Raw genomic sequence first — 24,338 nt, 5'->3', positions numbered from 1 at the left:
CAATCTGGCTGAAGAACTCAGCAATGTGTCGAAAGCCTGTAAAATCATGGGCGTCTCGCGTGATACATTTTATCGCTATCGTGAGCTGGCCGATGAAGGCGGCGTGGATGCACTGATAAACCGCAGCCGACGTGCCCCTAATCTCAAAAACCGTACCGATGATACAACGGAACAGGCCGTTGTTGATTATGCCATCGCTTTCCCTGCGCATGGTCAGCACCGGACCAGCAACGAGTTGCGTAAACAGGGCGTTTTTATCTCAGGAAGCGGCGTCCGTTCTGTCTGGTTGCGACATGACCTTGAGAACTTCAGAAAACGCCTGAAGGCACTGGAAGGAAAAGTGGCTCGTGAGGGTAGTGTTGACAGTGCGTTAGCATACCAAAGCCATCTATGGACTCTGAGATGTCTATTAAATCAATGGTGGTTTAGTTCAATGAATGATGAGTAAAAGATAAAAAGCCAGGTAATTTATCTCGTCATTCTGCGGGACGATCGTAATTCTCTCACTGCTGAATGTGGCTTACATCGGCCATAGCTTATTGAGGTATAGAGCCAGCCATTATCATCGATTATTTGGCACAAGCATTTGAAGGGGGTACCTGAAGCCGGGTAGGTGGACAATTGAGAACCGGCCACAATGGCGAAAAAATCGACTGTAATACTGACATTACTTACCCAGGAGTTTGGTAAGTGCTGCTTTCTCAAAAGGTCAGCAAGGATAACTGTATAACGCTGCGCTATATCATTAATGAGGGAAAAATTGGTATCAGGCTGTTGAAGAGGTAATGAAACACCTACTGAAGTAAATCCTCGTTCTATAGCAAACAGTTTTAGCAAGCCGATTGACCAGTATCCATCAAAATCGTTGTTTCTACTGATAAAACTTCCATTAAGTGAGTTGGCTATTCCTTTAAGCTCTGATCTTCTTGCCATCACTCATTCCTTTCCTCGAGCCAAATGTGTTGCAATGTTACAGTTATTGTATTTATACCATTGCGCCATTGATAAACCTTCAATTTGTACTTCCTGTTCTGCTAAAAGTACAAACTTACATACACATAATCTCTCACACAGTGAGAAGCGGACATCATGCCAGGAATACCGCCATACCTTATAATGATGAATGAGATATATGGCTGGTATATAACTTAAATTCATCTTCTCTTACTCAAACTTTTCCTCAATTAAGAATGCGCTTAGCATTCTGGTTTTGTGATTTTCATCACATAAAAATGATCCTGATTTGAACACCAAAAATGTGATTCCCTCCCACCCCGCACTTCTAAAAATTCCCTATCATAAACTCCAGGTTGTACATGATTGTCCATAGACAACTCTAAATGTTCAGGTGCGCACCATGAAAACATTGAGTAAAAGTTCGCAAACTCCACTGTACCAACAGGTAGTGGAGTGGATAAGAGAAAGTATTTATAGCGGTGAGCTGGTCGAAGATGACCGGATCCCCTCTGAGTTTCAGATAATGGATATGCTGGAGGTGAGTCGCGGTACGGTTAAGAAAGCGGTTGACCAACTGGTACGGGAAGGTGTTCTGGTGCAGGTTCAAGGCAAAGGAACCTTCGTGAAGAAGGAAAATGTTGCCTATCCGCTAGGCGAAGGACTGCTCTCTTTTGCTGAAGCCCTGGCCAGCCAGAAGATAAACTTCACAACAAGCGTCATCACCTCCCGGCTGGAGCCCGCCAACCGCTTTGTGGCAGAGAAGCTGGGCATCAAGCCGGGGCAGGATGTTTTATTTCTTGAACGCCTTCGCTCTATTGGCGATGAAAAAGTCATGTTGATTGAAAACCGTATCAATATTGATCTTTGCCCTGGCATTGTTGATGTGGACTTTACCAGGGAAAACTTATTTCCAACGATAGAAAGATTGTCTGATAAAAAAATAAGCTTTTCTGAAAGTCGTTACGCTGCCAGATTAATTGGTAATGAGCGAGGCCATTATCTTAATATCGGTGAAGATGCGCCTGTTCTGCATCTGGAACAGCTGGTCTTTTTCTCAAGAGGATTACCCGTAGAGTTCGGTAACGTCTGGCTAAAAGGTAATAAATATTATCTCGGCACCATTTTGCAGCGCCGGGATACTAACTAGTAAAGAGGAAATTATGCAGGATATTAATTTTCGCCGTCATTATGTTCGACACCTCCCTAAAGGGGTCAGCCAGCATGAAATTATCAGAACACTTGCCAGTCCATTAATTAACGATAGCATGGTCGCACCTGATTTTGCAGAGCATGTCATTGCACGAGAAAATAATTTCCCAACGGGTTTACCAGTGGAGCCCGTGGGTGTCGCTATTCCACATACCGATCATAAGCATGTGCGTCAGAATGCCATCAGCGTTGGGATACTGGCGGAACCCGTCAATTTCGAAGATATGGGCGGAGAGCCAGAACCCGTACCTGTCAGGGTGGTGTTCATGCTTGCTTTGGGCGAAAGCAATAAACAACTCAACGTTCTGGGTTGGGTTATGGACGTCATCCAGGACGGGGATTTTATGCAGCAGCTGTTAGTCATGAATGATGATGAAATTTATCAATCGATCTACACACGCTTATCTGAACGAGGTGAATTATGAGTCAAATGATATTATTTGTTTGTGCAACGGGTATTGCAACCTCCACTGCTGTAACCGAAAAGGTAATGGAATATTGCAAGGAGAATGGGCTCAATGTTAATTACTCCCAGACAAATGTAGCCTCACTCCCGAATAATACCGATGGCGCAACACTGGTTGTTTCTACAACCAAAGTACCTTACCAACTTGATATTCCGGTCGTTAATGGCCTGCCAATAATTACCGGTATCGGTGAAGATAAGGTACTTGAAAGAATAGTTTCTATTCTTAAAGGGCAAGCCTGATTCTATAAACAAAAAACTCAGATAAGATATCCAGGCGCTAACGCGAGGTCTGGTTATATCTAAAAAAGAGGTCGGATATGAATGATATAGCGCATACTCTCTATACCGTTGTGCAATATGTACTGGGATTTGGACCAACGGTTTTAGTGCCACTGGTTCTGTTCTTCCTGGCATTGTTCTTTAAAGTCAAACCAGCAAAAGCGCTTCGCTCATCGTTAATTGTCGGCATCGGCTTTGTCGGGATTTATGCCATCTTTGACATTCTTACCAGCAACGTGGGCCCGGCAGCACAGGCGATGGTTGAACGAACCGGCATCAGTCTTCCTGTTGTTGATTTGGGCTGGCCGCCGCTAGCCGCGATTACCTGGGGTTCTCCAATCGCTCCATTTGTCATCCCGCTGACAATGTTGATTAACGTCGCCATGCTGGCTCTGAACAAGACTCGGACCGTGGATGTGGACATGTGGAACTACTGGCACTTTGCGCTGGCAGGTACGCTGGTTTACTACAGCACCGGGAGCTTTGTTCTGGGGCTATCCGCAGCTGCTCTGGCCGCGATCGTGGTCCTCAAATTGGCGGACTGGTCAGCGCCATTAGTGGCTAAATACTTTGGCCTGGAAGGTATTTCACTTCCGACCCTGTCATCCGTCGTCTTTTTCCCGATTGGGCTGCTGTTCGACAAAATCATTGACAAGATCCCAGGCCTGAACCGTATTCATATTGATCCGGAGAACGTACAGAAAAAGCTGGGCATCTTTGGTGAGCCGATGATGGTCGGGACAATTCTGGGCGTCCTGCTGGGTATTATTGCCGGTTATGACGTTAAGCATGTGTTGCTTCTGGGGATCAGCATCGGTGGTGTCATGTTCATTCTTCCCCGTATGGTGCGAATTCTGATGGAAGGCTTGCTGCCTTTATCTGAAGCTATCAAAAAATATCTGAATGCCAAATATCCGGGTCGGGACGATCTCTTTATTGGGCTGGATATTGCTGTTGCGGTAGGTAATCCGGCAATTATTTCCACCGCCCTTATTCTTACGCCAATCTCTGTCTTTATTGCATTTCTTCTTCCGGGTAATAAAGTCCTCCCGCTGGGTGACCTTGCCAACCTGGCCGTAATGGCTTCAATGATTGTACTGGCATGTCGTGGCAATATTTTCCGGGCAGTGATTACTGCAATTCCGGTGATCGTCGCCGATCTGTGGATTGCGACCAAAATTGCGCCATTTATTACCGGTATGGCTAAAGACGTCAATTTCAACCTGGCAAAAGGATCAAGCGGTCAGGTCTCAAGTTTCCTTGATGGAGGTAATCCCTTCCGTTTCTGGCTGCTCGAGATATTCAACGGAAATGTGATTGCGATTGGCATGATCCCGGTGGTTGCTCTGGTTATCTACGGCGTCTTTCGTCTGACAAAAGGAACGGTCTATGCCTGATTATCGCGCAGCGCTTGTCATCGATATTGGCACAACCAACTGCAAAGTCAGCTGTTATTCCTGTTATGACGCGTCAGTTCTGGAAGCCCGCAAGTTTCCGACCCCTAAAAAGGAATCGGAGAAAGGCGAGGTAGATTTCGATATCGAAGAGCTGTGGCAGGCATTGCGAAGGGTAATGGCTGAACTGGTTTCTTCCTCGCCGTTTCCGGTGTCAGATATCAGTATTGCGAGTTTTGGCGAGTCTGGTGTGTTCGTGGATGAGCAGGGAAACATTCTTACTCCCATGCTGGCCTGGTATGACCGACGTGGTGAATCCTATCTCGCGTCTTTAAGCGAGTCAGAGATTGAAGAACTTTATGCAATCACGGGGTTACCACCGCACAGTAACTACTCGGCGTTCAAAATGCGCTGGTTGCTTGATACCTACTCGTTGCATGAAAGGAAAGACATCTGCTGGTTACATGCGCCAGAAGTCCTGTTGTGGTGGCTGACTGGTGAGAAAAAGACAGAAGTGTCGCTGGCCAGCAGAACATTGTGCCTGGACGTTACCAGCCGTACCTGGTCCCGCAAAGCGGCGGAGATACTCGGCGTACCTTTCGATGTACTGGCTCCGCTGATAGCGCCGAATGAGGTGGCCGGATGGATGACGCCTGAGCTCAGAAATGAACTGGGATTCTCTCATGAGGTTAAAGTCACCCTGGCTGGACACGATCATATGGTGGGGGCCCGTGCGTTGCAGATGCAGCCGGGCGATGTACTGAACTCTACGGGGACGACAGAAGGTATCCTGCTGCTGAACACCCAACCGACCCTGAATGCCCAGGCCCGGCGGGATAAGCTGGCGAATGGCTGTTATTCCGACGGCGAATTTTTCACGCTTTTCGCTTCCCTGCCTGTCGGTGGCTATGCGCTTGAATGGGTACAAAAAACGTTTCGTTTAACGGCTGAGGAAATCCATATTGCCCTGAAAAAGGCAATGGAGCGATACCTTCAGCCCTGCTGGTCTGCCGATCATGTGCCGGTGTTTATTCCTCATTTACGGGGTTCTGGTTCGCCAAACAAAAACCGGCATACTCGCGGCCTGATGTTTGGTCTGACGGATTTACTGGCCCCTGAGACTCTCCTTGAGAGCGTATTTATCGGCCTGGTAATGGAACTCGCACACTGTTACGAGTGCTTTAACATCCCGGCTGGCAGCACGGTAAAAGTGATTGGACCTGCGGTGAAAAACCCGTACTGGCTGCAATTGAAAGCTGACATCCTTCAGTGTCCGGTCGAGGCAATTGCTTTTGATGAAACCGTATCCGTTGGGGCATTGTCGATAGCCTGCCCGGAGGTTGTATTCCCTCCTGCACCTGTGGCTAAACGCTATATTCCTGATACGGTTCGTTCAGCAAAGTTGGAAATATATCAGCAACAATGGTTAGCCTTTTATCGCTTTAAATTGTTGCAGGAAGGAGTGATTACTGACGTATAACTGTGATAACTCAGTAACTAGATAATTTATTTATTTTTATCACCCAAATATCTGGAGTTAATATGCCCTTAGTCAATGGTAGAATCTTACTCGATTGTATTCAGGAAAAACGCGTACTTGCTGGCGCATTTAACACGACCAACCTCGAAACCACCATTTCTATTCTCAATGCAATAGAACGCTCGGGGTTGCCTAATTTTATTCAGATAGCGCCAACCAACGCCCAGCTTTCCGGTTACGATTACATTTATGAAATCGTTAAGCGGCATGCCGATAAAATGGATGTGCCGGTCAGTCTGCATCTGGATCACGGGAAAACGCTGGAGGATGTTAAGCAGGCCGTCAGAGCCGGTTTTACCTCGGTAATGATTGATGGTGCAGCCCTGCCGTTCGAAGAAAATATCGCCTTTACGCGCGAAGCCGTAGATTTCTGTAAATCATTTGGTGTGCCTGTCGAAGCGGAGCTGGGAGCCATTCTGGGTAAGGAAGATGATCATGTCAGCGAGGCCGATTGCAAAACCGAGCCCGAAAAAGTCCAGCGCTTTGTTAACGAAACGGGCTGTGACATGCTGGCCGTTTCGATTGGCAATGTGCACGGCCTGGAAGATATCCCACGTATTGATATCCCGCTGCTACAACGCATCGCGACCGTTAGTCCAGTTCCTTTGGTTATTCATGGCGGCTCAGGTATTGACGCAGATATTCTGCGAAGCTTTGTTGATTATAAAGTTGCCAAAGTTAATATTGCGAGCGACTTGCGCAAAGCCTTTATTACCACTGTCGGTAAAGCATGGGTAAATAATAACAATGAGGCTAATCTGGCTCGCGTCATGGCTAATGCGAAACAGGCGGTTGAAGATGACGTTTATTCTAAAATTCAGATGATGAATAAACTCCATCCGGCGTTACGCAGGGCATCTTAAGGAGAGAATATGATCAGGCAAAAAGTACGGGTTGTTAACAGCACCGGTTTGCATGCCCGGCCAGCCGCGACGCTGGCAAAGATTGTCAAAAAATACCAGTCATCTCTGACGCTGGTTAATAATGACAAAGAAATCCCCATCAAGGGAATGATGAGTATCTTGGGTGCGGGCGTAAAGGGAAATACCATGGTTGATTTAATTTGTGATGGGCAAGATGAACTGGCCTTTATGTCTGAATTAAAGATCGCCTTTGCTGATGGTTTTGGTGAACCATCTTAGTGAAATAAAAACCTAAAAACGATGCAGGGAGTTGTAAGGCTTTCTGTATCGCTTATTATTGATGCTCATCAGGTGATGACTCAGCGTTCATCCGATTGAAATAAAACACTTTTTTGATGGTTTACCAGCGAAGCCGGATATTCTCACCTCATGAGACAAACGAATGCTTACTATTTCGAGGGCCAGTCCACAAAATATCCGCTTCACGTCCTGAGGCACTCGACAAGTTTTTTATGGCTTCAGCAAGGGCGAATATCTCTCTTTGAGTGCCAGCAAGTATTTTGCCTCGCCGTAGCAGGTTCTGGCTTTCCGGCAGCGGTAGATAATCTTTACCCATTTGAACGCCGGAGCCCGGATCGCGGATTGATGCGATTTCCCCTTTTCTCGTTGCTCCTGATAATACAGTCTGGTCCAGTATGCTGAGTTAATCCTCTTCGCAGTCCATTCCACGAACGTTTGTCGAACGAACCTGGCACATTGCCAACGCCACCAGACTCAGGATTTCTGACCACTTCGCTCGCTACTGGCACAATGCCAGCGTAGTTTTGAATTTCTTCTGCACTGTTAAAGCGGTTACGGTTATCACCCGGTGCTACAGGCATTAGCGGGCCTATACACGGCCCATGCCCGGAAGTGATTTGAAAAGATCTGTATTCGGCAGCGTCTCGAACAACGATTCGATTCTCTCGTCGTAGGTTCTGATAAGGTCATCGACCAGTGTGATTTGCGATGCAAGCGCTGTTGCCATTAGTGCATTCGCCCCGATGACAGTTTTATCGGTGGTAAGGGGAACAGCGCTGGCAATGCTTGCAACCCGCTGCTCTGTATACGCAACAGCAGGGCCATCCTGGTATGCATTCCACGTTCTTCGAAAGAAATATAGTCAGCAGTTTGTCTGCATATCCTGAGCATTCGTTAGCGAACGTGGAGCACTTACTGGCTCGAAAGCAAAGCGGCAATCATCACATCACGTGATTCTGGCACTATATTCGTAACCGGTAAGCGCATACCCTGAATCACTTAAAAGTGTAACTCTCAGGGTGTGAATGACTCTATCTGGCATATAGCTGACATCAGGTTAAACGATATTGGTTATGAACGTTTAACAGACGTTAAGCAATGAGGGATGGAGTTGAAAAGCGCCTCTCTTTGAAAAATAAGGCGCTTTGATACAGCGGTTATATTACTTAGCCTTGCGGGCGTTATCTGCTTTCCATTCTTCGTAGGTGGCTTCAAGGATCCACAGACAGGTCGCGCCTTTGTCTGTAATTAGTAACGCCATGCGCGTTCGCTGATAAAAATCTTCGACCTCGGCGACTGGCTGTTCAAACGGTAATCCACAGACAATGTCCGTCCCTATCATATGGGGCCAGGTTTTTGCGTCTATCAGACTGAGCGTTTTCAACGTTCCCGGAGTATTTTTTGCCAGCGAACTGGGCAGCGCGTCTTCAAGGGCAATCGCCTGTTTAACATCCGCCACGGCGGCAAGATCTGGCGCTTTATCGAGCCAGACCTGCTCACCAGCTGCAATTCCCTTCAGGGCATCGGGCCAGTTCACTGAAGCCGCCAATGTACCGGCAACCAGCCCGGACAATAACAGAAGCAGGATCACGTGCTTCATCGTATAACCTCATTTTCAAACTCCATTTTAAAGTGATCCAGCATATGAACTCGCTGGCTAATCTGCTGCTTTTACAGCCAACTCAAGCTATCTTCTGCACAAATAATCTTCAATTTTTATAGCATCTGAAAATTCTGGAAGTGTGGGTATTATTGATTTAGATAAAAAAAGGGCCGGAATAATCCGGCCCTTTAGTTCACTATGAAAGGTTAATTCGCCTGGCCGCCTGTTTTGTCGCGCAGCCACCCTTCAACCTGGCTGTAATCTCCGCGAAAGACGATCTGGTCTGCTTTCTTACTTAATTGATAGCGATACATCGGGTCATAATATTCTTCCAGCAATGGCGCAAGCCAGGCCAGATGGCCGTCGCAGGTCCCCGTTTTTCTTTGCGCTAACAGCGCGTCATCCAGCCTCACCGTGAACTGCTGAAAACGCTCCATCCCCAGGCGGCGACGGATAGCAAACAGGCCGTGGTGCAGATACTCCGCATAATTTTTCCACGCGGTTTCTTCATCGCTGACGGACAAAAATGCCTCGCTCATCTGCTGGAAATATTCCTGCTTCAGGCGCTCCAGGCGTAGTTCGAACGGGTCCTCAATCACCACAATCGGCGCGCGTGACATATTTTCCCTGAAGGATTCCGGGATATGCCGGGAACCAATTATGCGGCCTTCGTCTTCGATAACCAGCGTCACCGGCTCGGCCTCGCTTTTTTTGAGCAGCGTAACGGCCAGGTTATTCTCAAAGCTTGCCTGGGAAGGCTGTTCGACAATCGTGCGGCCAAACGATGAGCCGCGATGATGCGCCAGCCCTTCGAGATCGACACCCGTTGGCAGCGAGCGGATGAGAATAGTTTTGCCGCAGCCGGTATTGCCGCTCACCATCATCATCGGCCACTTTGCGCGGGACTCAATGGCCTGCAATGCGTAATGGCGCAGCGCTTTATAGCCGCCTTCCACCAGCGGATAGTTTATGCCAGCTTCGCGCAGCCACTGCTGCACGATATGGGAACGCATCCCACCTCTGGCACAGCACAGATAGCCTTCAGGATGCAGCCGGCACTGCTCCAGCCATTGTTGCATGCGGGCATCGCGAACCTCGCCTTTCACCAGGTTATGGCCCAGCTCAACGGCTGCCTGCTGGCCGCGCTGCTTGTAACAGGTACCTACGGCGGCCCGCTCGTCGTCCAACATCAACGGCAGGTTCAGCGCCGCGGGCATGGCCCCTTGAGCAAACTCAACCGGTGCGCGCACGTCGATAAGCGGAATATCCGCGCGCAGCAAATGTTCATATTGTTGGGTGTCGGGACGGGCGTTTGGCATGCATAAACCTTGAGACGAATGGGGATGAAACGCCGGGGATTGTGCGCCTGCTGAGCAAGAAAAGAAAGAGGGGAAAGTTCGGCGTACCGGATGTCGGATGACGCTGCCGCTTATCCGGCCTACCAAAGCTTATGGATCAAACAAATTTCTGTAGGGCGGGTAAGCGTAGCGCCACCCGCCGCAAGATCCGGACTGCTACAGAAGCATGCCCTGCGCCCAGGCAACGCCGCTCGCGTACTCCGGCGGCAGCAGCGGTACTAACGCTGCAAGTGATGCGCTCAGCCTCACTTTATCGCTGTCGTTCAGATTCAGATGGCCAACTTTGCGCCCTTCGCGCACCTCTTTGTCATACCAGTGCAGATGCACCAGCGGCAGTTTCAGCCAGTCGTAGTTCAGGCCGGTGCCGATCAGGTTGATCATTACCGACGGGGCGTTAACAACCGGCTGCGGCAACGGCAAATCAACAATCGCACGCAGATGCAGTTCGAACTGGCTAATGGACGCGCCGTTTTGCGTCCAGTGCCCGCTGTTGTGAACTCGCGGCGCCAGTTCGTTGATCAGCAGACCGGCTGGCGTGATAAAGCACTCCATCGCCATCACGCCGACATAATTCAGCTCATGCATGATGGCAGAGAGCATCGTCTCCGCCTGCTGCTGCTGACCGGCGTTTGCATGCGGGAAGGCAACGCTGGTGCGTAAAATGCCGTCCTGATGCAGGTTGTGGGCCAGCGGGTAAAACACCGTGCTGCCGTCATGGCCGCGCGCGCCGACCAGGGAAACTTCACCGGAGAAATTAATGCCTTGCTCAACGATGCATCCACCGTAGCAGTCGTCCGGTAGCTGGTCGTTTTCATCGCGGCGCAAGCGCCACTGGCCGCGCCCGTCGTAACCGCCAACGCGGCGTTTCACGATAGCCAGCTCGCCAAGATTAGCAAACACGCCAGCCCATTCATCGCGGCTGGAAAGCAACTGCCACGGTGCGGTTGCGAGCTTAAGTTTATCGAATAATTGTTTTTGCGTAAGGCGATCCGCGATGATCGGGAAAACATCGCGGTTAACAAAAGCGTTGTGACGAGCCAGCTCGCGCGTGAGGGCCGTTTCAGGCCAGCGCTCGATTTCAGCGGTAATGACGCTTTGCGCGAAGGGAACCGCTTCTGGTTCAGCATCAAGCCCGACCGGATAAACCGCAATGCCCAGCGGCTCGCCCGCCTGGCGCAGCATTCTGCCCAACTGACCGTTGCCTAATACGCAGACGCGTTTCATGCCTCACCCCGTGGGTCCGGGTTCTGCAACACTTCTTCTGTCTGTGCGTTACGCCACGCAGCCAGACGCTTACGCAACGCCTCGTCATGCAGGGCCAGAATCTGTGCCGCCAGCAAAGCCGCGTTTGCCGCACCCGCTTTACCAATCGCCAGCGTGCCAACCGGTATACCGCGCGGCATTTGTACGATGGAATAGAGACTGTCCACGCCGCTCAGCGCCGCGCTTTGTACCGGAACACCAAGAACCGGCACCAGCGTTTTCGCCGCCAGCATACCGGGCAGATGCGCAGCGCCACCTGCACCCGCAATAATTACCTGATAGCCGTTGCTTTCAGCCTGCTCGGCAAAATTAAACAACTTATCCGGCGTGCGGTGAGCGGAAACCACTTCAAGATGGTGCGGGACTTCAAGGGCGGTGAGGATTTCTGCGGCAAACTGCATGGTGGCCCAGTCGCTTCTGGAACCCATGACAATGGCGATACGCGCCGGGGATTGGTTCGGGGACATGCGTCTCAAAACTCCTGTGGGTGTGCAAACATCACCGAACGCCTGGCGGTCGGTCAGAAGGAGTGGAAGAATATCATGAACAACTGGTAAGGAAAACGGTTGCGTGGGGAAGAAAGCGGCGAAAAGAGGCGGTTTAAGGCTAAAAATCGAAAGGGATTAACTCGACGTCTTCCGGGGTCACTTTGATGGTCGAACCCTGGGTATGCCAGGCGCCTAACACGCAGCGAAACGCCTGTTGGCCGTTGGCGTCAAGCGGGTGAATGGCAGGGCGATGCGTATGGCCGTGAATCATCCACTGCACCTGATGGCGGGTGAGGGCATCGATGACGGCTTGCTGGTTCACGTCCATAATTGCCACGGATTTACTGCTGTTAGCGGCCTTGCTTCCGGCGCGCATTTTGGCGGCGACGCGCTTACGAATAAACAGCGGCAGCGTGAGGAATAACCGCTGTAACCACGGCTGATGAACTTTTCTGCGAAATGCCTGATAACCAGCGTCGTCCGTGCACAGCGTATCGCCATGCAGAATTAATATTCTGCGGCCATATAAGTCGAGAACTTTTTCTTCCGGCAACAGCGTCATACCGCTCAGGCGTGCAAAACGTTTTCCAACCAGGAAATCGCGATTGCCGTGAATGAAGTAGCAGGGCACGCCGGAATCAACCAGATCTTTGATTGCTAATGCAATTTCGCGGTGCAACGGTTCAGGGTCGTCGTCGCCAATCCAGGCCTCAAAAAGATCGCCGAGGATATAGAGCGCCTGCGCTTCGCGCGCCTGGCCTGCCAGAAAACGTAGAAAACCGGCGGTGATCGCCGGTTCTTCTGAGCAGAGATGTAAATCTGCGATAAACAGGATCATTAAGCGGAGATTATTCGCTTACGGTCACGCTGTTTACGATGACGTCTTCTTTAGGAACGTCCTGGTGCATGCCGCTGCGGCCGGTGGAAACGCCTTTGATTTTATCAACCACGTCCATACCTTCTACAACTTCAGCAAATACGCAATAACCCCAACCCTGCATGCTCTCGCTGCTGAAGTTAAGGAAGTCGTTATCAGCCACGTTGATAAAGAACTGCGAGCTTGCGGAGTGCGGAGCCTGGGTGCGGGCCATTGCCAGGGTGCCGCGGGTGTTTTTCAGGCCGTTGTTCGCTTCGTTCTGAATGGTATCTTTGGTTTCTTTCTGCTTCATGCCCGGTTCAAAACCGCCGCCCTGGATCATAAAGCCGTTGATCACACGGTGGAAAATGGTGTTGTCGTAGTAGCCTTCACGACAGTAATCCATGAAGTTTTTAACGGTAACTGGCGCTTTATCGTCAAAAGTTTTGATGACGATATCACCGTGATTAGTGTGAAAAGTAACCATGCTGTGCATCCTATATTTAGTCAGACAGTGTTCCGGCAGACGGTGCCGCCACACAAGGTGGTTGTTATAGCATAACTCAACATGATCATCACCTTGCAAAGCGTACTGCTTGCGTGTGTAATTTTGAGGTAACATATACCCCAATTTTGCTTACACACGTTGATATGGAATCCCCTGATGTTAAAAATCTTTAATACAATGACTCGTCAAAAAGAGGAATTCAAACCTATTCATGCCGGGGCTGTCGGCATGTACGTGTGTGGTATTACCGTTTACGACCTCTGTCACATCGGCCATGGCCGTACTTTTGTTGCTTTCGACGTTGTTGCGCGCTATCTGCGTTTCCTCGGCTATAAGCTGAATTATGTACGCAATATCACTGATATCGACGATAAAATTATCAAGCGTGCCCATGAAAACGGCGAAGACTTCGTGGCGCTGGTCGATCGTATGGTTACCGAAATGCATGCTGATTTTGACGCGCTGAACATTTTGCGTCCGGACAGCGAACCGCGTGCCACTAAGCACATCCCTGAAATTATCGAAATCGTTGAACAGCTGATCGAGCGTAATCATGCCTACGTAGCTTCCAACGGCGATGTGATGTTCTCTGTGGAAACCGATCCTGCCTACGGCAAACTCTCTCGTCAGGATCTGGAAAAGCTCCAGGCCGGCGCGCGCGTTGAAGTCGAAGCGAACGTGAAACGCAATCCGATGGACTTTGTGCTGTGGAAAATGTCCAAACCGGGCGAGCCAAGCTGGCAATCCCCGTGGGGCGAAGGCCGTCCAGGCTGGCATATCGAATGTTCCGCCATGAACTGCAAACAGCTCGGCAATCACTTTGACATTCACGGCGGCGGTTCGGATCTGATGTTCCCGCACCACGAAAACGAAATCGCGCAGTCCACCTGCGCGCATGACGGTGAATACGTTAATACCTGGATGCACTCCGGGATGGTGATGGTCGACCGTGAAAAAATGTCCAAGTCGCTGGGCAACTTCTTTACCGTGCGCGACGTGCTGAAGTACTACGATGCGGAAACTATTCGCTACTTCCTGATGTCCGGCCACTACCGCAGCCAGCTGAATTACAGCGAAGAAAACCTGAAACAGGCACGTACTTCCCTGGAGCGTTTATACACCGCGCTACGCGGCACGGACAGCGCCGTTCAGCCAGCGGGCGGCGAAGCGTTTGCAGCGCGCTTCTGCGAAGCAATGGATGACGATTTCAACACGCCGGAAGCCTATTCCGTGCTGTTTGACATGGCGCGCGAAGTTAACCGGCTGAAAACTGAAGATTTGGCCGCGGCGAACGGACTGGCGGCGGCGCTGCGTCAGCTTTCTGGCGTGCTGGGCCTGCTGGAGCAGGAACCAGAAGCCTTCCTGCAAAGCGGGGCGCAGGCAGACGACGGCGAAGTTGCTGAAATCGAAGCGCTCATCAAACAACGTAACGATGCCCGCCAATCAAAAGAGTGGGCGCTGGCCGACCAGGCGCGTGACCGTTTAAACGAGATGGGAATTGTGCTGGAAGACGGCGCGGCGGGCACGACCTGGCGCAGAAAATAACCGCGTTCTCAGTCCCCGAGAGGTTTTAGATTAAGTCCAGGCACCTGAAAGCGTGGTTTTCGGGTGTCTGGACAAACCAGATGCCTTAAGTCTTTGCTTTTAAAACTACCGACGAGGCTTTTAACCCTTAAGAGCTTTGTCAGTGGCCGTCAGCTTCTGAACAAGGCTTTTTTGCCTCAGGCATGAAACGCTAAAAACGAGTAAAGGCTACCAGCCACAAACGTTATGTTCTTCATCGTCGTCATAGCCGCGCACGATATTAATAAGATCTTTCACGGCATCGGTGGCGGTATCCGGTTCCGCCAGCTGCGCCAGCGTCATAAAGTCTTTATCTACCGAGACGCCGTTATTGTTATTGGTGACGGTGAGCGCGTAGCCGGTATCGCAAACCGTACAATCATCCGACGGCTCTATGCTTTCCACCAGCGCAGCAACCGCTGCGACAGCGAAGGATGGCACATAAAGCGCCATTGGTTTCATGTAAACTTTTTCGGCGACCGTTCCGGTCTTGCGGTTCATCACGGCCAGCGTATAACCTTTGTTTTCTTCTTTAGCATCCATTTTTAAGCCTCACTCCTCAAGCAGGATTTGCGGGTCAACGTAAAAATCAACGTTGAATAAAACATCGTCGGATAAAGGCTCTATAAGATGCCATTTCTCCGGCGGGAAGACGCCAAACTGTCCGGCCTCGATAACTAATGTTTCAACCGGTTCCGGGCTAAATTCATCGGCATAACCACAGTAGCGAATTGTTCCTTGCGTCACCGTTAAACGGGGATAAACGCCCTGCCGCGTACCGGCATCCAGATGGCGCTTCCAGATTCCGGGCGGCGCGGTTTCCCGCGTCCAGAGCGGTGTGCTACGTGTGTGTATATAATGAGAGGGAATAGTGATTCGCTTCATAAGCTCGGCCTTATACATACCAATAACCTTGTCCATGCTTTTACGGAAAAATGCGCGATGCGGCTATCAGGGATCAACAGGAATCTTAAGGAAGTAGCGTACCACTTTGCGCTTTAAGCGACGTCGCGCAGCGTGTCATTAACCCCTTTTTTCCAGTGGGTAAAGAGGGTTAATAGCGCAAAAAAGCGGCCGAAGCCGCTTGAGTTTTGCAGGTGAGTCTTTGATTTATTCGGGGACGGAAGTACGAATCAGGTGGTCAAAAGCGCTTAATGAGGCCTTGGCACCTTCGCCGGTTGCGATAATAATCTGCTTATAAGGTACGGTGGTGCAGTCACCGGCAGCAAATACGCCCTTCACGGTAGTTTCGCATTTCGCATCAATGATGATTTCACCCATGCGGTTGCGTTCAACGCTGCCTTCCAGCCAGGTTGTGTTTGGCAACAGGCCGATTTGTACGAAAATGCCTGATAACGCGACATCATGCACGGCATCGGTCACGCGGTCTTTATATTGCAGGCCGGTTACTTTTGAGCCGTCGCCTTTCACTTCCAGCGTCTGCGCATTCAGGATAATGTCGACGTTTTTCAGGCTGCGAACTTTATTTTGCAGCACCTGGTCGGCCTTCATCTCTGGCGCAAATTCCAGCAGCGTCACATGTTCAACAATACCCGCCAGGTCGATTGCCGCTTCCACGCCGGAGTTGCCGCCGCCGATAACCGCAACGCGCTTGCCTTTAAACAGCGGGCCGTCGCAGTGCGGGCAGTAGGTCACGCCTTTAGTACGATACAGATCTTCGCCCGGCACGTTCATGTTGCGCCATTTTGCACCGGTCGCGATGATAATGCTGCGTGCGCTAAGCGTAGCGCCAGAGGCCGTCTGGATCTGATGCAAACCGCCTTCAGCCTGAGCAGGAATCAGCTTGCTTGCGCTCTGGGTATCAATAACGTCCACGTCATAATCGTCAACGTGGGCTTTCAACGCGCCAGCCAGCTTCTGGCCTTCTGTTTTCGGCACGGAAATGTAGTTTTCGATATCAACCGTATCCAGCACCTGGCCGCCAAAGCGTTCGCCCATTAAACCGGTACGAATGCCTTTACGCGCCGCATAAACGGCCGCCGCCGCGCCCGCCGGGCCGCTACCGACGATCAGCACGTCGTAGGCTTCGCGTTTATTTAAGGCTTCAGCCGCGCGTTTTTCCGCGCCGGTATCAATTTTGCCGACGATTTCCGCAAGCGTCATGCGGCCCTGGCCGAACTCTTTACCGTTCAGGTAAACCGCCGGAACGCCCATCACGTTGCGCTCCTGAATTTCATTCTGGTAGACGCCGCCGTCAATCGCGGTATGGCTGATGCGCGGGTTAAGCACGCTCATCAGGTTCAGCGCCTGCACAACGTCCGGGCAGTTGTGGCAGGAGAGCGAGTAATAGGTTTCAAAGTGGAAATCGCCGTCGATTTCGCGAATTTGCTCAAGCAAATCCTGCGACTCTTTCGACGGATGTCCCCCGGTCTGGAGCAGGGCCAGTACCAGAGAAGTAAATTCGTGGCCGAGCGGGGAACCCGCAAAACGCGGACCCTTATCGGAACCCGGATTTGTAATCAGGAACGACGGTTTACGCACCGGCAATTCATTATTAATACTGAAAGATACCTTGTCAGATAATTCCGCAATTTCCGCCAGCAGTTCCTTTATTTCAGATGACTTAGGGCTGTCATCCAGCGTGGCAATTAACTCAACAGGTTTAGTTAATCTTTCAAGGTAGGCCCTGAGCTGTGTTTTCATGTTGGTGTCGAGCATGGTAAGTCTCCCTGATGGCGAGAAAAATCGGCAGCAAAGGCTGCCGATAAAGGGGATATCAAACGCGGTAAGGCTTAGATTTTACCGACCAGGTCCAGAGATGGAGCCAGGGTTGCTTCGCCTTCTTTCCATTTAGCCGGGCAAACTTCACCTGGGTGAGAAGCCACGTACTGAGCCGCTTTTACTTTACGCAGCAGGTCAGATGCGTCACGGCCAATGCCTTCTGCGGTGACTTCGATAGCCTGGATGATGCCCTGTGGGTCAACGATAAAGGTACCGCGGTCCGCCAGGCCTTCGTTTTCACGCATGTTTTCGAAGTTGCGGGTCAGCGCGCCAGTCGGGTCGCCGATCATCGCGTATTTGATTTTTGCGATGGTGTCAGAGCTGCTGTGCCATGCTTTATGGGTAAAGTGGGTGTCGGTAGAAACAGAATAGATATCTACGCCCAGCTTCTGGAATTCTTCGTAATGGTCAGCCACGTCGCCCAGTTCAGTTGGGCATACAAAGGTAAAGTCGGCCGGGTAGAAGAAGAATACGCTCCAGCGACCTTCTACGTCCTGCTCAGAAACTTCGATGAATTCACCGTTTTTAAAAGCGCTATTTTTGAATGGTTTGATTTTTGTGTTGATTAAGGACATCTGTACTTCCTCCGTTTTGCGATGGGGGAAAGTTACCTGAGTTGAGGGCTTATCTCTAATGGGTAGGCCGTATTGAATCAATAAGCCATACCTTACAACGCTATTTTCACAAAAGAAAAAGGCCACCCGTTGCGGGGTGGCCTCTTAATGTTGCGCGTTACAATTCCACTTTAAAAAATTATAACAGCGCAGAAATTACAGCACCTGAGCGGTGGAAAGGTCAATCGCCGAAGCGGCAATGGTTGCGATAGCTCTGGACTATCATCAGCAGAAATATATAAAAAGTTTCCTTTATTTATTATTTCGATGGTTATTGTTGCATCGTTTAACAAACCGCTCATTGCCGCTTTGATTGCGTATTAACTCAAGTTTTTATCATAGATGCCGATATGGCTCTCTATTCCTAATTGAAAAGGCAGCATATCTGAAACTTTTTGACGGTGACATAACCTGTCAACCAGGGCAGATAAGCTTATCCACAGCAGGAAACAGGGAAGGGAACCATGAGCAAAAAGAATCTCTTGTTGGCTACGCGTCTTGCCGATATTTTATTACGCTTTAATCGCGGTGAAGCATTAACGCTTAATGGACTTGCAGAAGAATACGGCGTACATCCGCGCACTATCCGCCGCGATATAGAAGAAAGGCTCGCCATCGCCGGGATAGAGAAAAATGCCGCTCTTAACAGCTATAGCCTGCGTCCTGAATATTTGGGCAAGTTTGATGCTTCAAGTATCGATACCTTCGCCAGGGTTGCGGGCGTAAAAGGATTATTCCCGGTGCTGGACCGAAAAATGCTTCAGTCCATGTTTTACCCGGAGCCGGCGCAGAATATCCTCGTAAAGGGGCATCGCTATATCAAAAATGAGCAGCAAACGGAGAACTTCACCCGCTTACAAAAGGCAATTGATGAGCGGCGTCGGGTGTCATTTAAGTACTTCAAACGTGCTGAACAGCAAACCTACAGCGTCGAACCTTACCAGTTAATTAACCATAATGGGGTTTGGTACCTCGCCGCGCTGCATAATAAGAAAATGAAAAAGTTTACGCTCGGTAAAATATCTGCCCTGCAATGTACTTTTGACCTCTTTACGCGTTCTGCTGATTTATTAGAAGAGTTAAAAAATGAAGAAAGCGTCTGGAGTAACGAACAAAAATTTAAGGTGATAATAAAGGTATCGTCGGAAGTGACTGAGTATTTCCAACGCCGAAATTTGGTCGTTGGGCAAGTTGTAGAAAAGGTATTGACCGATGGCGGATTAATCATCTCTACCACTGTGTCGCATAAAAATGAAGTCTTGCCCGTGGTGCAATACTGGCTTCCCCATTTACGAATTATCTCTCCTGAAAGTTTGCAGCAGGAAATGGAAGCTGAAATCAGAGGCTATTTGGGAATGTAAGGCCTTCATCTGGCTATAATAAAAACGCGCAAAAATGTTACCTCCGGTAAGCCGGTTGCCGCACCTTAACACCGTAAGCTGGCTGTCGCAGCGACAAGGAGCGCCGGTAAAATCTCGCTCATTAAGTACTGCCTGGCCGTGGAGTTCTGTTTTCAGCCAGCGAAGCAGAACGGCAACGCCGATCCGCATTATCCACCATCGCAATTTACATCGGCGCATTGCGGGCGTGCGCTACGCCCATCAGAGCGAACGCCACGAACGTAACAATAATGTGCAAAGCGCCAGCGGCGAGAAGCCTGAAGCGTTCGTACCGCGTAAGGTTTTTGACGCTGAGTAATAAATAACAGACGCTCTGACGGGGCGTCTGTTACGTAGCCGTAGGCAATGAATTTTCTTATTTTTCCTTCGTTATCGATAAATTGCAGTGAGAAATAAAGTTTCTGTACGGCTTGTGCAGAGATATAACCTTAATAACGAATAATAGTAGGAACAATTTTAACCGTAGCCGGTCTGTTTGCCCCCGTAATTTGCAGGCCCGGGCGTCGGGCGCTGAAACTATAAGAAGCGCGCACAGCCCCGCAGCGCATGACAATTCTGCAATGCAGCACACTTTTGTGACAGACAAATTGCAACGTTTTGCCTTCGACGGTAGATTGAGCGCTCAGAATTTCTCTGAGGCAAGTTGCGCGCCAGTAAGGCGTGCATTTTAGTGAGGGGCATGCAGTTGTCGGAATTGCTTTCAATCTCGTTATTTGTGGCAGCCATTGCTGTGTATGCCGCTAAAGGCGGTCGAAACTTTTGGTGGTTTAGTTCCATCCTGCTGATTTTGACGTTGTATATCGTTCTTAATGTGACGCTGGTTGCCAGCAACTACTTTACCGGCGATGGTATTAATGATGCGGTGCTTTATACGCTGACCAGCAGCCTGACGGGCGCGGGTATCGGGAAATATATTCTGCCGGGCCTTGGGGTGCTGGCAGGCCTGATGGTGATTTTTGGGCTGCTGACATGGATTTTGCGCCGCCGTAAACATCCTCATCATTTTGGCTACAGCCTGTTAGCTGTAGCGCTCGCCCTGGCTTCGGTGGATGCTTCCTCCGCGTTTCGCCAGGTCGTTAGTTTATTAAAATCTCAGACCCGCACCGGAGATTCCGATTTCGCCGCTTATTATAAAACTCCACATGGCGTAATTACTAATCCAAAGCTGAACCTGGTTTATATTTATGGCGAAAGCCTTGAGCGTACTTATTTCCAACCGGAATTATTCCCCGATCTGGCACCTGAATTAACCGGGCTGAAAGATTCCGGCATGGATTTTAGCCATACCGGCCAGTTGCCGGGTACCGATTACACTATTGCCGGGATGGTTTCCTCTCAGTGCGGCATTCCGTTGTTTGCGCCTTTCGAGGGCAACTCGTCGGCTTCTATGTCAAGCTTCTTCCCGAAGAACGTCTGCCTTGGCGATATTCTGAAATCCTCCGGCTATGAAAACTACTTTATGCAGGGCGCAGACCTGCGCTTTGCGGGTAAAGATGTCTTTTTACAATCCCACGGCTTTGAGCATATATATGGCGCGCAAGAGCTGAAAAACATCGTCGCCGACCCGACTTATCGCAACAACTGGGGCTTTTATGACGATACCGTTCTGGATGAGGTTTACGAAAAATTCATCGAGCTTTCAAAAGAAAATAAGCGTTTCTCGTTATTTACGCTGACGGTGGATACCCATCACCCGGACGGTTTCATTTCAAAAACCTGTAGCCGTCGCAGCTACACATTCGACGGTAAAGTAAACCAGTCATTCAGCGCGGTAGCCTGTAGCCAGCAACACGTAGCGGCGTTAATCGAAAAAATTAAGGCCTCGCCGTACTTTAAAAATACAGTAATTGTCGTTTCGTCCGATCATCTGGCGATGAATAACACGGCTTATAAATACCTGAATAAGCAGGAACGCGATAATTTATTTTTTATCATTCGTGGCGATAAGCCAGAGGCAAAATTAATTCCGGTGAAACGCAGCACGATGGATAACGGCGCAACGGTGCTGGATATTCTGGGCGGCGACAATTACATCGGCCTCGGACGCAGTAGTATTTCGGGCGAGTCGCTCTCTTCTGTGTTTATGAATATCAAAGAGAAAGTCCTCGAATGGAAACCGGACGTCATCGACCTGTGGAACTTCCCGAAATCCATCACGGAATACTCCATCGATCAAAAGAAAAATACGTTCAGCTACTCTGGTGCGCACTTCAAAATGCCGCTGCTGTTGCGCATATCTGACGACAAAATTGAGCCGCTGCCGGAAAGCGAATATTCCGCGCCGCTGCGTTACCAGCTGGCAGGTTTTGCTGTAAAAGATAAATTTATCTGGGTTGATCGTTGCTTCAAAATGGCGCGTTTGTGGGATCCGCAACTGGCGCTCTCTACCGGACTGTGCGTGTCGCAGGGGCAGCTGGGCGGCAAGCCTTCGGTGCGTCTGGTGGAGGCGCAGACTGATAAGCAGGCGGTGAAATTTACCGATGAGCCGCTCGATAAAGACAGATTCAATCATAACGTGGCGACGCTGAAAACCGATGAAAACGCGATTCGCTATCAGGCGGATAGCTTTATCTTCAGCGTGCCGGGTGCACCACAAAACGTGAAGCAGTTTAGCGGTATCTCACGTCCTGAGGCCTGGGGACGCTGGTCAAACGCCAATCTGGCGCCGGAGGTGAAGATTGAATACGCCGAACCGCTGCCGGAGAAATTTGATCTGATCATTACCGCCAAAGCCTTCGGGCCAAACGCGGGGAAAGCGGTGCCGGTTAAGGTAGGCAACCAGCAGCAGACTTTGACGCTTGGTGCAGAAATCACCACCACAACGCTGCATTTCGATAATCCGCAGCGCAGCAGCACGCTGGAAATCATTCCGCCGGAGCCGCAGTTGTCCAATGAGGGCAATATTCTCGGCCATGAACCCCGCAAGCTGGGTATTGGGATGGAGGATATTAAAGTGGTGCCCACGGCTTAGAAAATTAATCCTCTCCCGTAAGGGAGAGGGAAGTTTCAAACCTTACACAAAAGTTCAGCCGCCGCATCAAGCGTTGCTTCCTGCTTTGCGAAGCAAAGGCGAATCAACCTGTGCGGGAAGGGATCGGCGCAGAACACCGACAGCGGAATCGCCGCAACGCCCACGTCTTTGGTCAGCCACTGGCAGAAACTCACGTCGTCCAGATCGGAAATCGCGCTGTAATCTGCCAGCAGGAAGTAAGTGCCTTCACACGGCAGTATTTCAAAGCGGCTGTCCGCCAGCGCCTGCATAAATCTGTCGCGCCGGGCACGGTAGAATGCCGGTAATTCACGGTAATGCTCAGGCTGCGCGCGCAGCATGTCTGCTAGCGCAAGCTGTGCCGGCGTATTGACGGCGAAAGTCAGATACTGGTGTACTTTGCGCAGTTCGGCGCTTATTGCCGCCGGCGCCACGCAGTAACCTACTTTCCAGCCTGTCATATGAAACGTTTTGCCAAACGAAGAGACGGCAACCGCGCGTTCGCGAAGCTGCGGATGGGCAAGTACGCTGGCATGGCCCTCTTCGGCAAAACAGATGTGCTCGTAAACTTCATCGCTCACTACATAAACTTTGTGTTGTTCGATTGCCTGCCAGAGCGCTGCATAATCGCTTTTGCGCCACACCGTTGCCGATGGATTATGCGGCGTGTTCAGAATAATCAGGCGCGTGCGCGGACTAAGCAGCGCGGCAAACTCTTCCCAGTCAACCCGGAAGCTGGGCGGTTGCAGGGCGATACGTTTGAGTACCCCGCCGGAAAGCGTCACGGCGGGAGCATAGCTGTCGTAGCTGGGGTCAAAGCAAATCACTTCATCGCCAGGGCGGACCAGCGCGGTAATTGCTGCGTAAAGGGCCTCTGTCGCCCCGGCTGTTACAGTGATATCGGTATTTGCGTCAGGCTTATAGCCGTATAGCCCGGCGGTTTTATCGGCGATGGCTTCGCGCAGCGCCTGTACACCGGTCATCGGTGCATACTGATTTGCGCCATTAGCAACGTGAAAAGCGAGGCGTTCCTGCAAATAGCGCGGTCCGTCAAAATCTGGAAAGCCCTGGGACAGGTTAATAGCCTGATGCTGCTGCGCAAGCTGGCTCATTTGCGTGAAAATGGTGGTGCCAAGAGCGGGTAATTTGCTCTCGGGAACCAAGGGATTCTGGCTCATGGTTAGGCGACCTTTGATGTGGGGCATGTATTCCTTCTGTTGCCGGGACTATAGCACGTTGTTGCCAACGGGCTTTAAGCCAGGAAGGAATAACTATATGACTAATCCGATGAAAAGATGGGGAATACCGGCCCACGCCTGAAGCCTGGAAATCAAAATCGAGCTGGCTGCCGTCTGGCGCCAGCAGCCGCTGCTACAAAATAAAAGTGACTATTTTCAGCGGGTAATATCGCCGTGCGACGAATGTATTTAATTTTTAACTGAGAAAGTTAACCTTAAATCGAAGTGATTGAATAATACGCTCATATAAAACACATTTTAGGCCGTTGTTCCCTCGCCCAATTTTATTAAAAATTATTATCTTTAAACTTGATAGTGCTATGGTTAACTATCAAATTTACGGCTACTTTTAATAATGTCGTGCGAATAATTTAAGCTGACCTTGTTTTTTTACGCTTGTTTTTAGTTTTAAATACTTTGCGTTCAAGGGGTTAATAATGATGATTGTAAAATCAGGAAACGTAACGATGAAGATGTCGGGCAGCTGGCCTTAGCACTATCGATACCTTTAAACACCGAAAGTCGCCTGTAGATAGCGAATGGGGCAACCATACCAACCGGCATTTACTAACCGGGGCCTGGCGCTGCCTTTAAATATTAATCCGTTATGCTACCCCTGGATTATACCGGATGATTATTTTTCTTACGCGCCGTAATTTAAACGACGCATCTGTTTCAACGTGCTGGTTTATTTATTTGCTTTAT

Annotated in this window: 23 protein-coding genes and 2 pseudogenes; 12 read left to right on the top strand and 13 right to left on the bottom strand. The window is 50.1% G+C overall.

What is annotated here, in order from left to right:
* Positions 1-355: pseudogene (locus E2L00_RS08270) on the top strand (helix-turn-helix domain-containing protein); the annotation flags it as partial.
* Positions 356-468: 113 nt separating this feature from the next.
* Here the strand turns inward: E2L00_RS08270 and E2L00_RS08265 are convergent.
* A complete protein-coding gene (locus E2L00_RS08265) occupies positions 469-933 on the bottom strand; it encodes a hypothetical protein (RefSeq protein ID WP_167609562.1) in 465 nt (154 codons plus the stop codon).
* Positions 934-1,357: 424 nt separating this feature from the next.
* Between E2L00_RS08265 and E2L00_RS08260 the strand changes: the two genes are divergently transcribed.
* The 7 genes from E2L00_RS08260 to E2L00_RS08230 all read left to right on the top strand — a co-directional run bounded on the left by E2L00_RS08260 (position 1,358) and on the right by E2L00_RS08230 (position 6,990).
* Positions 1,358-2,104 (top strand): GntR family transcriptional regulator, encoded by a 747-nt coding sequence (locus tag E2L00_RS08260; RefSeq protein WP_167609559.1) that lies wholly within the window; start codon positions 1,358-1,360, stop codon positions 2,102-2,104.
* 13 nt (positions 2,105-2,117) lie between these two features.
* A complete protein-coding gene (locus E2L00_RS08255) occupies positions 2,118-2,591 on the top strand; it encodes a PTS sugar transporter subunit IIA (protein ID WP_167609556.1) in 474 nt (157 codons plus the stop codon).
* Complete coding sequence (locus E2L00_RS08250) at positions 2,588-2,875, top strand: PTS sugar transporter subunit IIB (RefSeq protein ID WP_167609554.1); 288 nt, start codon at positions 2,588-2,590, stop codon at positions 2,873-2,875. The genes E2L00_RS08255 and E2L00_RS08250 overlap by 4 nt, the downstream gene beginning before the upstream one ends.
* Before the next feature lie 77 nt (positions 2,876-2,952).
* Entirely contained in the window at positions 2,953-4,311 is a 1,359-nt protein-coding gene (locus tag E2L00_RS08245; RefSeq protein WP_167609551.1) for a PTS galactitol transporter subunit IIC, read from the top strand.
* The gene (locus tag E2L00_RS08240; RefSeq protein ID WP_167609548.1) at positions 4,304-5,788 is read left to right on the top strand and encodes an FGGY-family carbohydrate kinase; all 1,485 of its coding nucleotides are present in this window, start codon (positions 4,304-4,306) and stop codon (positions 5,786-5,788) included. The genes E2L00_RS08245 and E2L00_RS08240 overlap by 8 nt, the downstream gene beginning before the upstream one ends.
* Before the next feature lie 62 nt (positions 5,789-5,850).
* Positions 5,851-6,711, top strand: a complete 861-nt coding sequence (locus tag E2L00_RS08235) for a class II aldolase (protein WP_167609545.1) — start codon at positions 5,851-5,853, stop codon at positions 6,709-6,711.
* A gap of 9 nt (positions 6,712-6,720) precedes the next feature.
* Entirely contained in the window at positions 6,721-6,990 is a 270-nt protein-coding gene (locus tag E2L00_RS08230; RefSeq protein WP_167609543.1) for an HPr family phosphocarrier protein, read from the top strand.
* A gap of 231 nt (positions 6,991-7,221) precedes the next feature.
* Here E2L00_RS08230 and E2L00_RS08225 read toward each other — a convergent pair.
* From E2L00_RS08225 to ppiB, 7 genes and pseudogenes are all read right to left on the bottom strand, one after another.
* Positions 7,222-7,834 (bottom strand): annotated as a pseudogene (locus E2L00_RS08225) (transposase); the annotation flags it as partial.
* 339 nt (positions 7,835-8,173) lie between these two features.
* Positions 8,174-8,611 carry a hypothetical protein gene (locus E2L00_RS08220; protein ID WP_167609540.1) on the bottom strand — a complete coding sequence of 146 codons (438 nt, stop codon included), beginning with the start codon at positions 8,609-8,611 and terminating at the stop codon, positions 8,174-8,176.
* A gap of 209 nt (positions 8,612-8,820) precedes the next feature.
* Positions 8,821-9,933 (bottom strand): tRNA 2-selenouridine(34) synthase MnmH, encoded by a 1,113-nt coding sequence (mnmH, locus tag E2L00_RS08215; protein ID WP_167609537.1) that lies wholly within the window; start codon positions 9,931-9,933, stop codon positions 8,821-8,823.
* Positions 9,934-10,128: 195 nt separating this feature from the next.
* Positions 10,129-11,196, bottom strand: coding sequence for a 5-(carboxyamino)imidazole ribonucleotide synthase (gene purK, locus E2L00_RS08210; RefSeq protein WP_167609534.1), 1,068 nt, complete (start codon positions 11,194-11,196; stop codon positions 10,129-10,131).
* Positions 11,193-11,702 carry a 5-(carboxyamino)imidazole ribonucleotide mutase gene (gene purE / locus E2L00_RS08205; RefSeq protein WP_167609531.1) on the bottom strand — a complete coding sequence of 170 codons (510 nt, stop codon included), beginning with the start codon at positions 11,700-11,702 and terminating at the stop codon, positions 11,193-11,195. The genes purK and purE overlap by 4 nt, the downstream gene beginning before the upstream one ends.
* Before the next feature lie 139 nt (positions 11,703-11,841).
* Positions 11,842-12,561, bottom strand: a complete 720-nt coding sequence (gene lpxH / locus E2L00_RS08200; RefSeq protein ID WP_167609528.1) for a UDP-2,3-diacylglucosamine diphosphatase — start codon at positions 12,559-12,561, stop codon at positions 11,842-11,844.
* Between the two features lie 10 nt (positions 12,562-12,571).
* The gene (ppiB, locus tag E2L00_RS08195) at positions 12,572-13,066 is read right to left on the bottom strand and encodes a peptidylprolyl isomerase B (protein WP_167609525.1); all 495 of its coding nucleotides are present in this window, start codon (positions 13,064-13,066) and stop codon (positions 12,572-12,574) included.
* 177 nt (positions 13,067-13,243) lie between these two features.
* Here ppiB and cysS point away from each other — a divergent pair, with 177 nt between their 5' ends.
* A complete protein-coding gene (gene cysS, locus E2L00_RS08190; RefSeq protein ID WP_167609522.1) occupies positions 13,244-14,632 on the top strand; it encodes a cysteine--tRNA ligase in 1,389 nt (462 codons plus the stop codon).
* Between the two features lie 207 nt (positions 14,633-14,839).
* Here cysS and E2L00_RS08185 read toward each other — a convergent pair whose 3' ends face one another.
* The 4 genes from E2L00_RS08185 to ahpC all read right to left on the bottom strand — a co-directional run bounded on the left by E2L00_RS08185 (position 14,840) and on the right by ahpC (position 17,967).
* A complete protein-coding gene (locus E2L00_RS08185) occupies positions 14,840-15,193 on the bottom strand; it encodes a DUF1869 domain-containing protein (RefSeq protein ID WP_167609519.1) in 354 nt (117 codons plus the stop codon).
* 9 nt (positions 15,194-15,202) lie between these two features.
* Complete coding sequence (locus E2L00_RS08180; RefSeq protein ID WP_167609517.1) at positions 15,203-15,535, bottom strand: TehB family protein; 333 nt, start codon at positions 15,533-15,535, stop codon at positions 15,203-15,205.
* Between the two features lie 225 nt (positions 15,536-15,760).
* Positions 15,761-17,329, bottom strand: coding sequence for an alkyl hydroperoxide reductase subunit F (gene ahpF / locus E2L00_RS08175; protein ID WP_167609514.1), 1,569 nt, complete (start codon positions 17,327-17,329; stop codon positions 15,761-15,763).
* Positions 17,330-17,403: 74 nt separating this feature from the next.
* A complete protein-coding gene (gene ahpC / locus E2L00_RS08170) occupies positions 17,404-17,967 on the bottom strand; it encodes an alkyl hydroperoxide reductase subunit C (RefSeq protein ID WP_167609511.1) in 564 nt (187 codons plus the stop codon).
* A 503-nt stretch (positions 17,968-18,470) separates the two neighbouring features.
* On the opposite strand from ahpC, the gene E2L00_RS08165 reads away from it, so the two are divergent.
* From E2L00_RS08165 to opgB, 3 genes are all read left to right on the top strand, one after another.
* Positions 18,471-19,367 (top strand): helix-turn-helix transcriptional regulator, encoded by an 897-nt coding sequence (locus tag E2L00_RS08165; RefSeq protein ID WP_167609509.1) that lies wholly within the window; start codon positions 18,471-18,473, stop codon positions 19,365-19,367.
* Positions 19,368-19,401: 34 nt separating this feature from the next.
* Positions 19,402-19,704, top strand: coding sequence for a hypothetical protein (locus E2L00_RS08160; protein ID WP_167609505.1), 303 nt, complete (start codon positions 19,402-19,404; stop codon positions 19,702-19,704).
* A gap of 381 nt (positions 19,705-20,085) precedes the next feature.
* Positions 20,086-22,377 (top strand): phosphatidylglycerol--membrane-oligosaccharide glycerophosphotransferase, encoded by a 2,292-nt coding sequence (opgB, locus tag E2L00_RS08155; RefSeq protein WP_236127694.1) that lies wholly within the window; start codon positions 20,086-20,088, stop codon positions 22,375-22,377.
* A gap of 35 nt (positions 22,378-22,412) precedes the next feature.
* Here the strand turns inward: opgB and E2L00_RS08150 are convergent, their stop codons facing one another.
* The gene (locus tag E2L00_RS08150) at positions 22,413-23,573 is read right to left on the bottom strand and encodes a pyridoxal phosphate-dependent aminotransferase (RefSeq protein WP_167609499.1); all 1,161 of its coding nucleotides are present in this window, start codon (positions 23,571-23,573) and stop codon (positions 22,413-22,415) included.
* Between the last annotated feature and the right edge of the window lie 765 nt (positions 23,574-24,338).

The sequence above is a fragment of the Cedecea colo genome (assembly GCF_011808225.1).
GTDB classification, from domain to species: domain Bacteria; phylum Pseudomonadota; class Gammaproteobacteria; order Enterobacterales; family Enterobacteriaceae; genus Dryocola; species Dryocola colo.
This window is presented reverse-complemented; position numbering and strand designations above follow the sequence as displayed.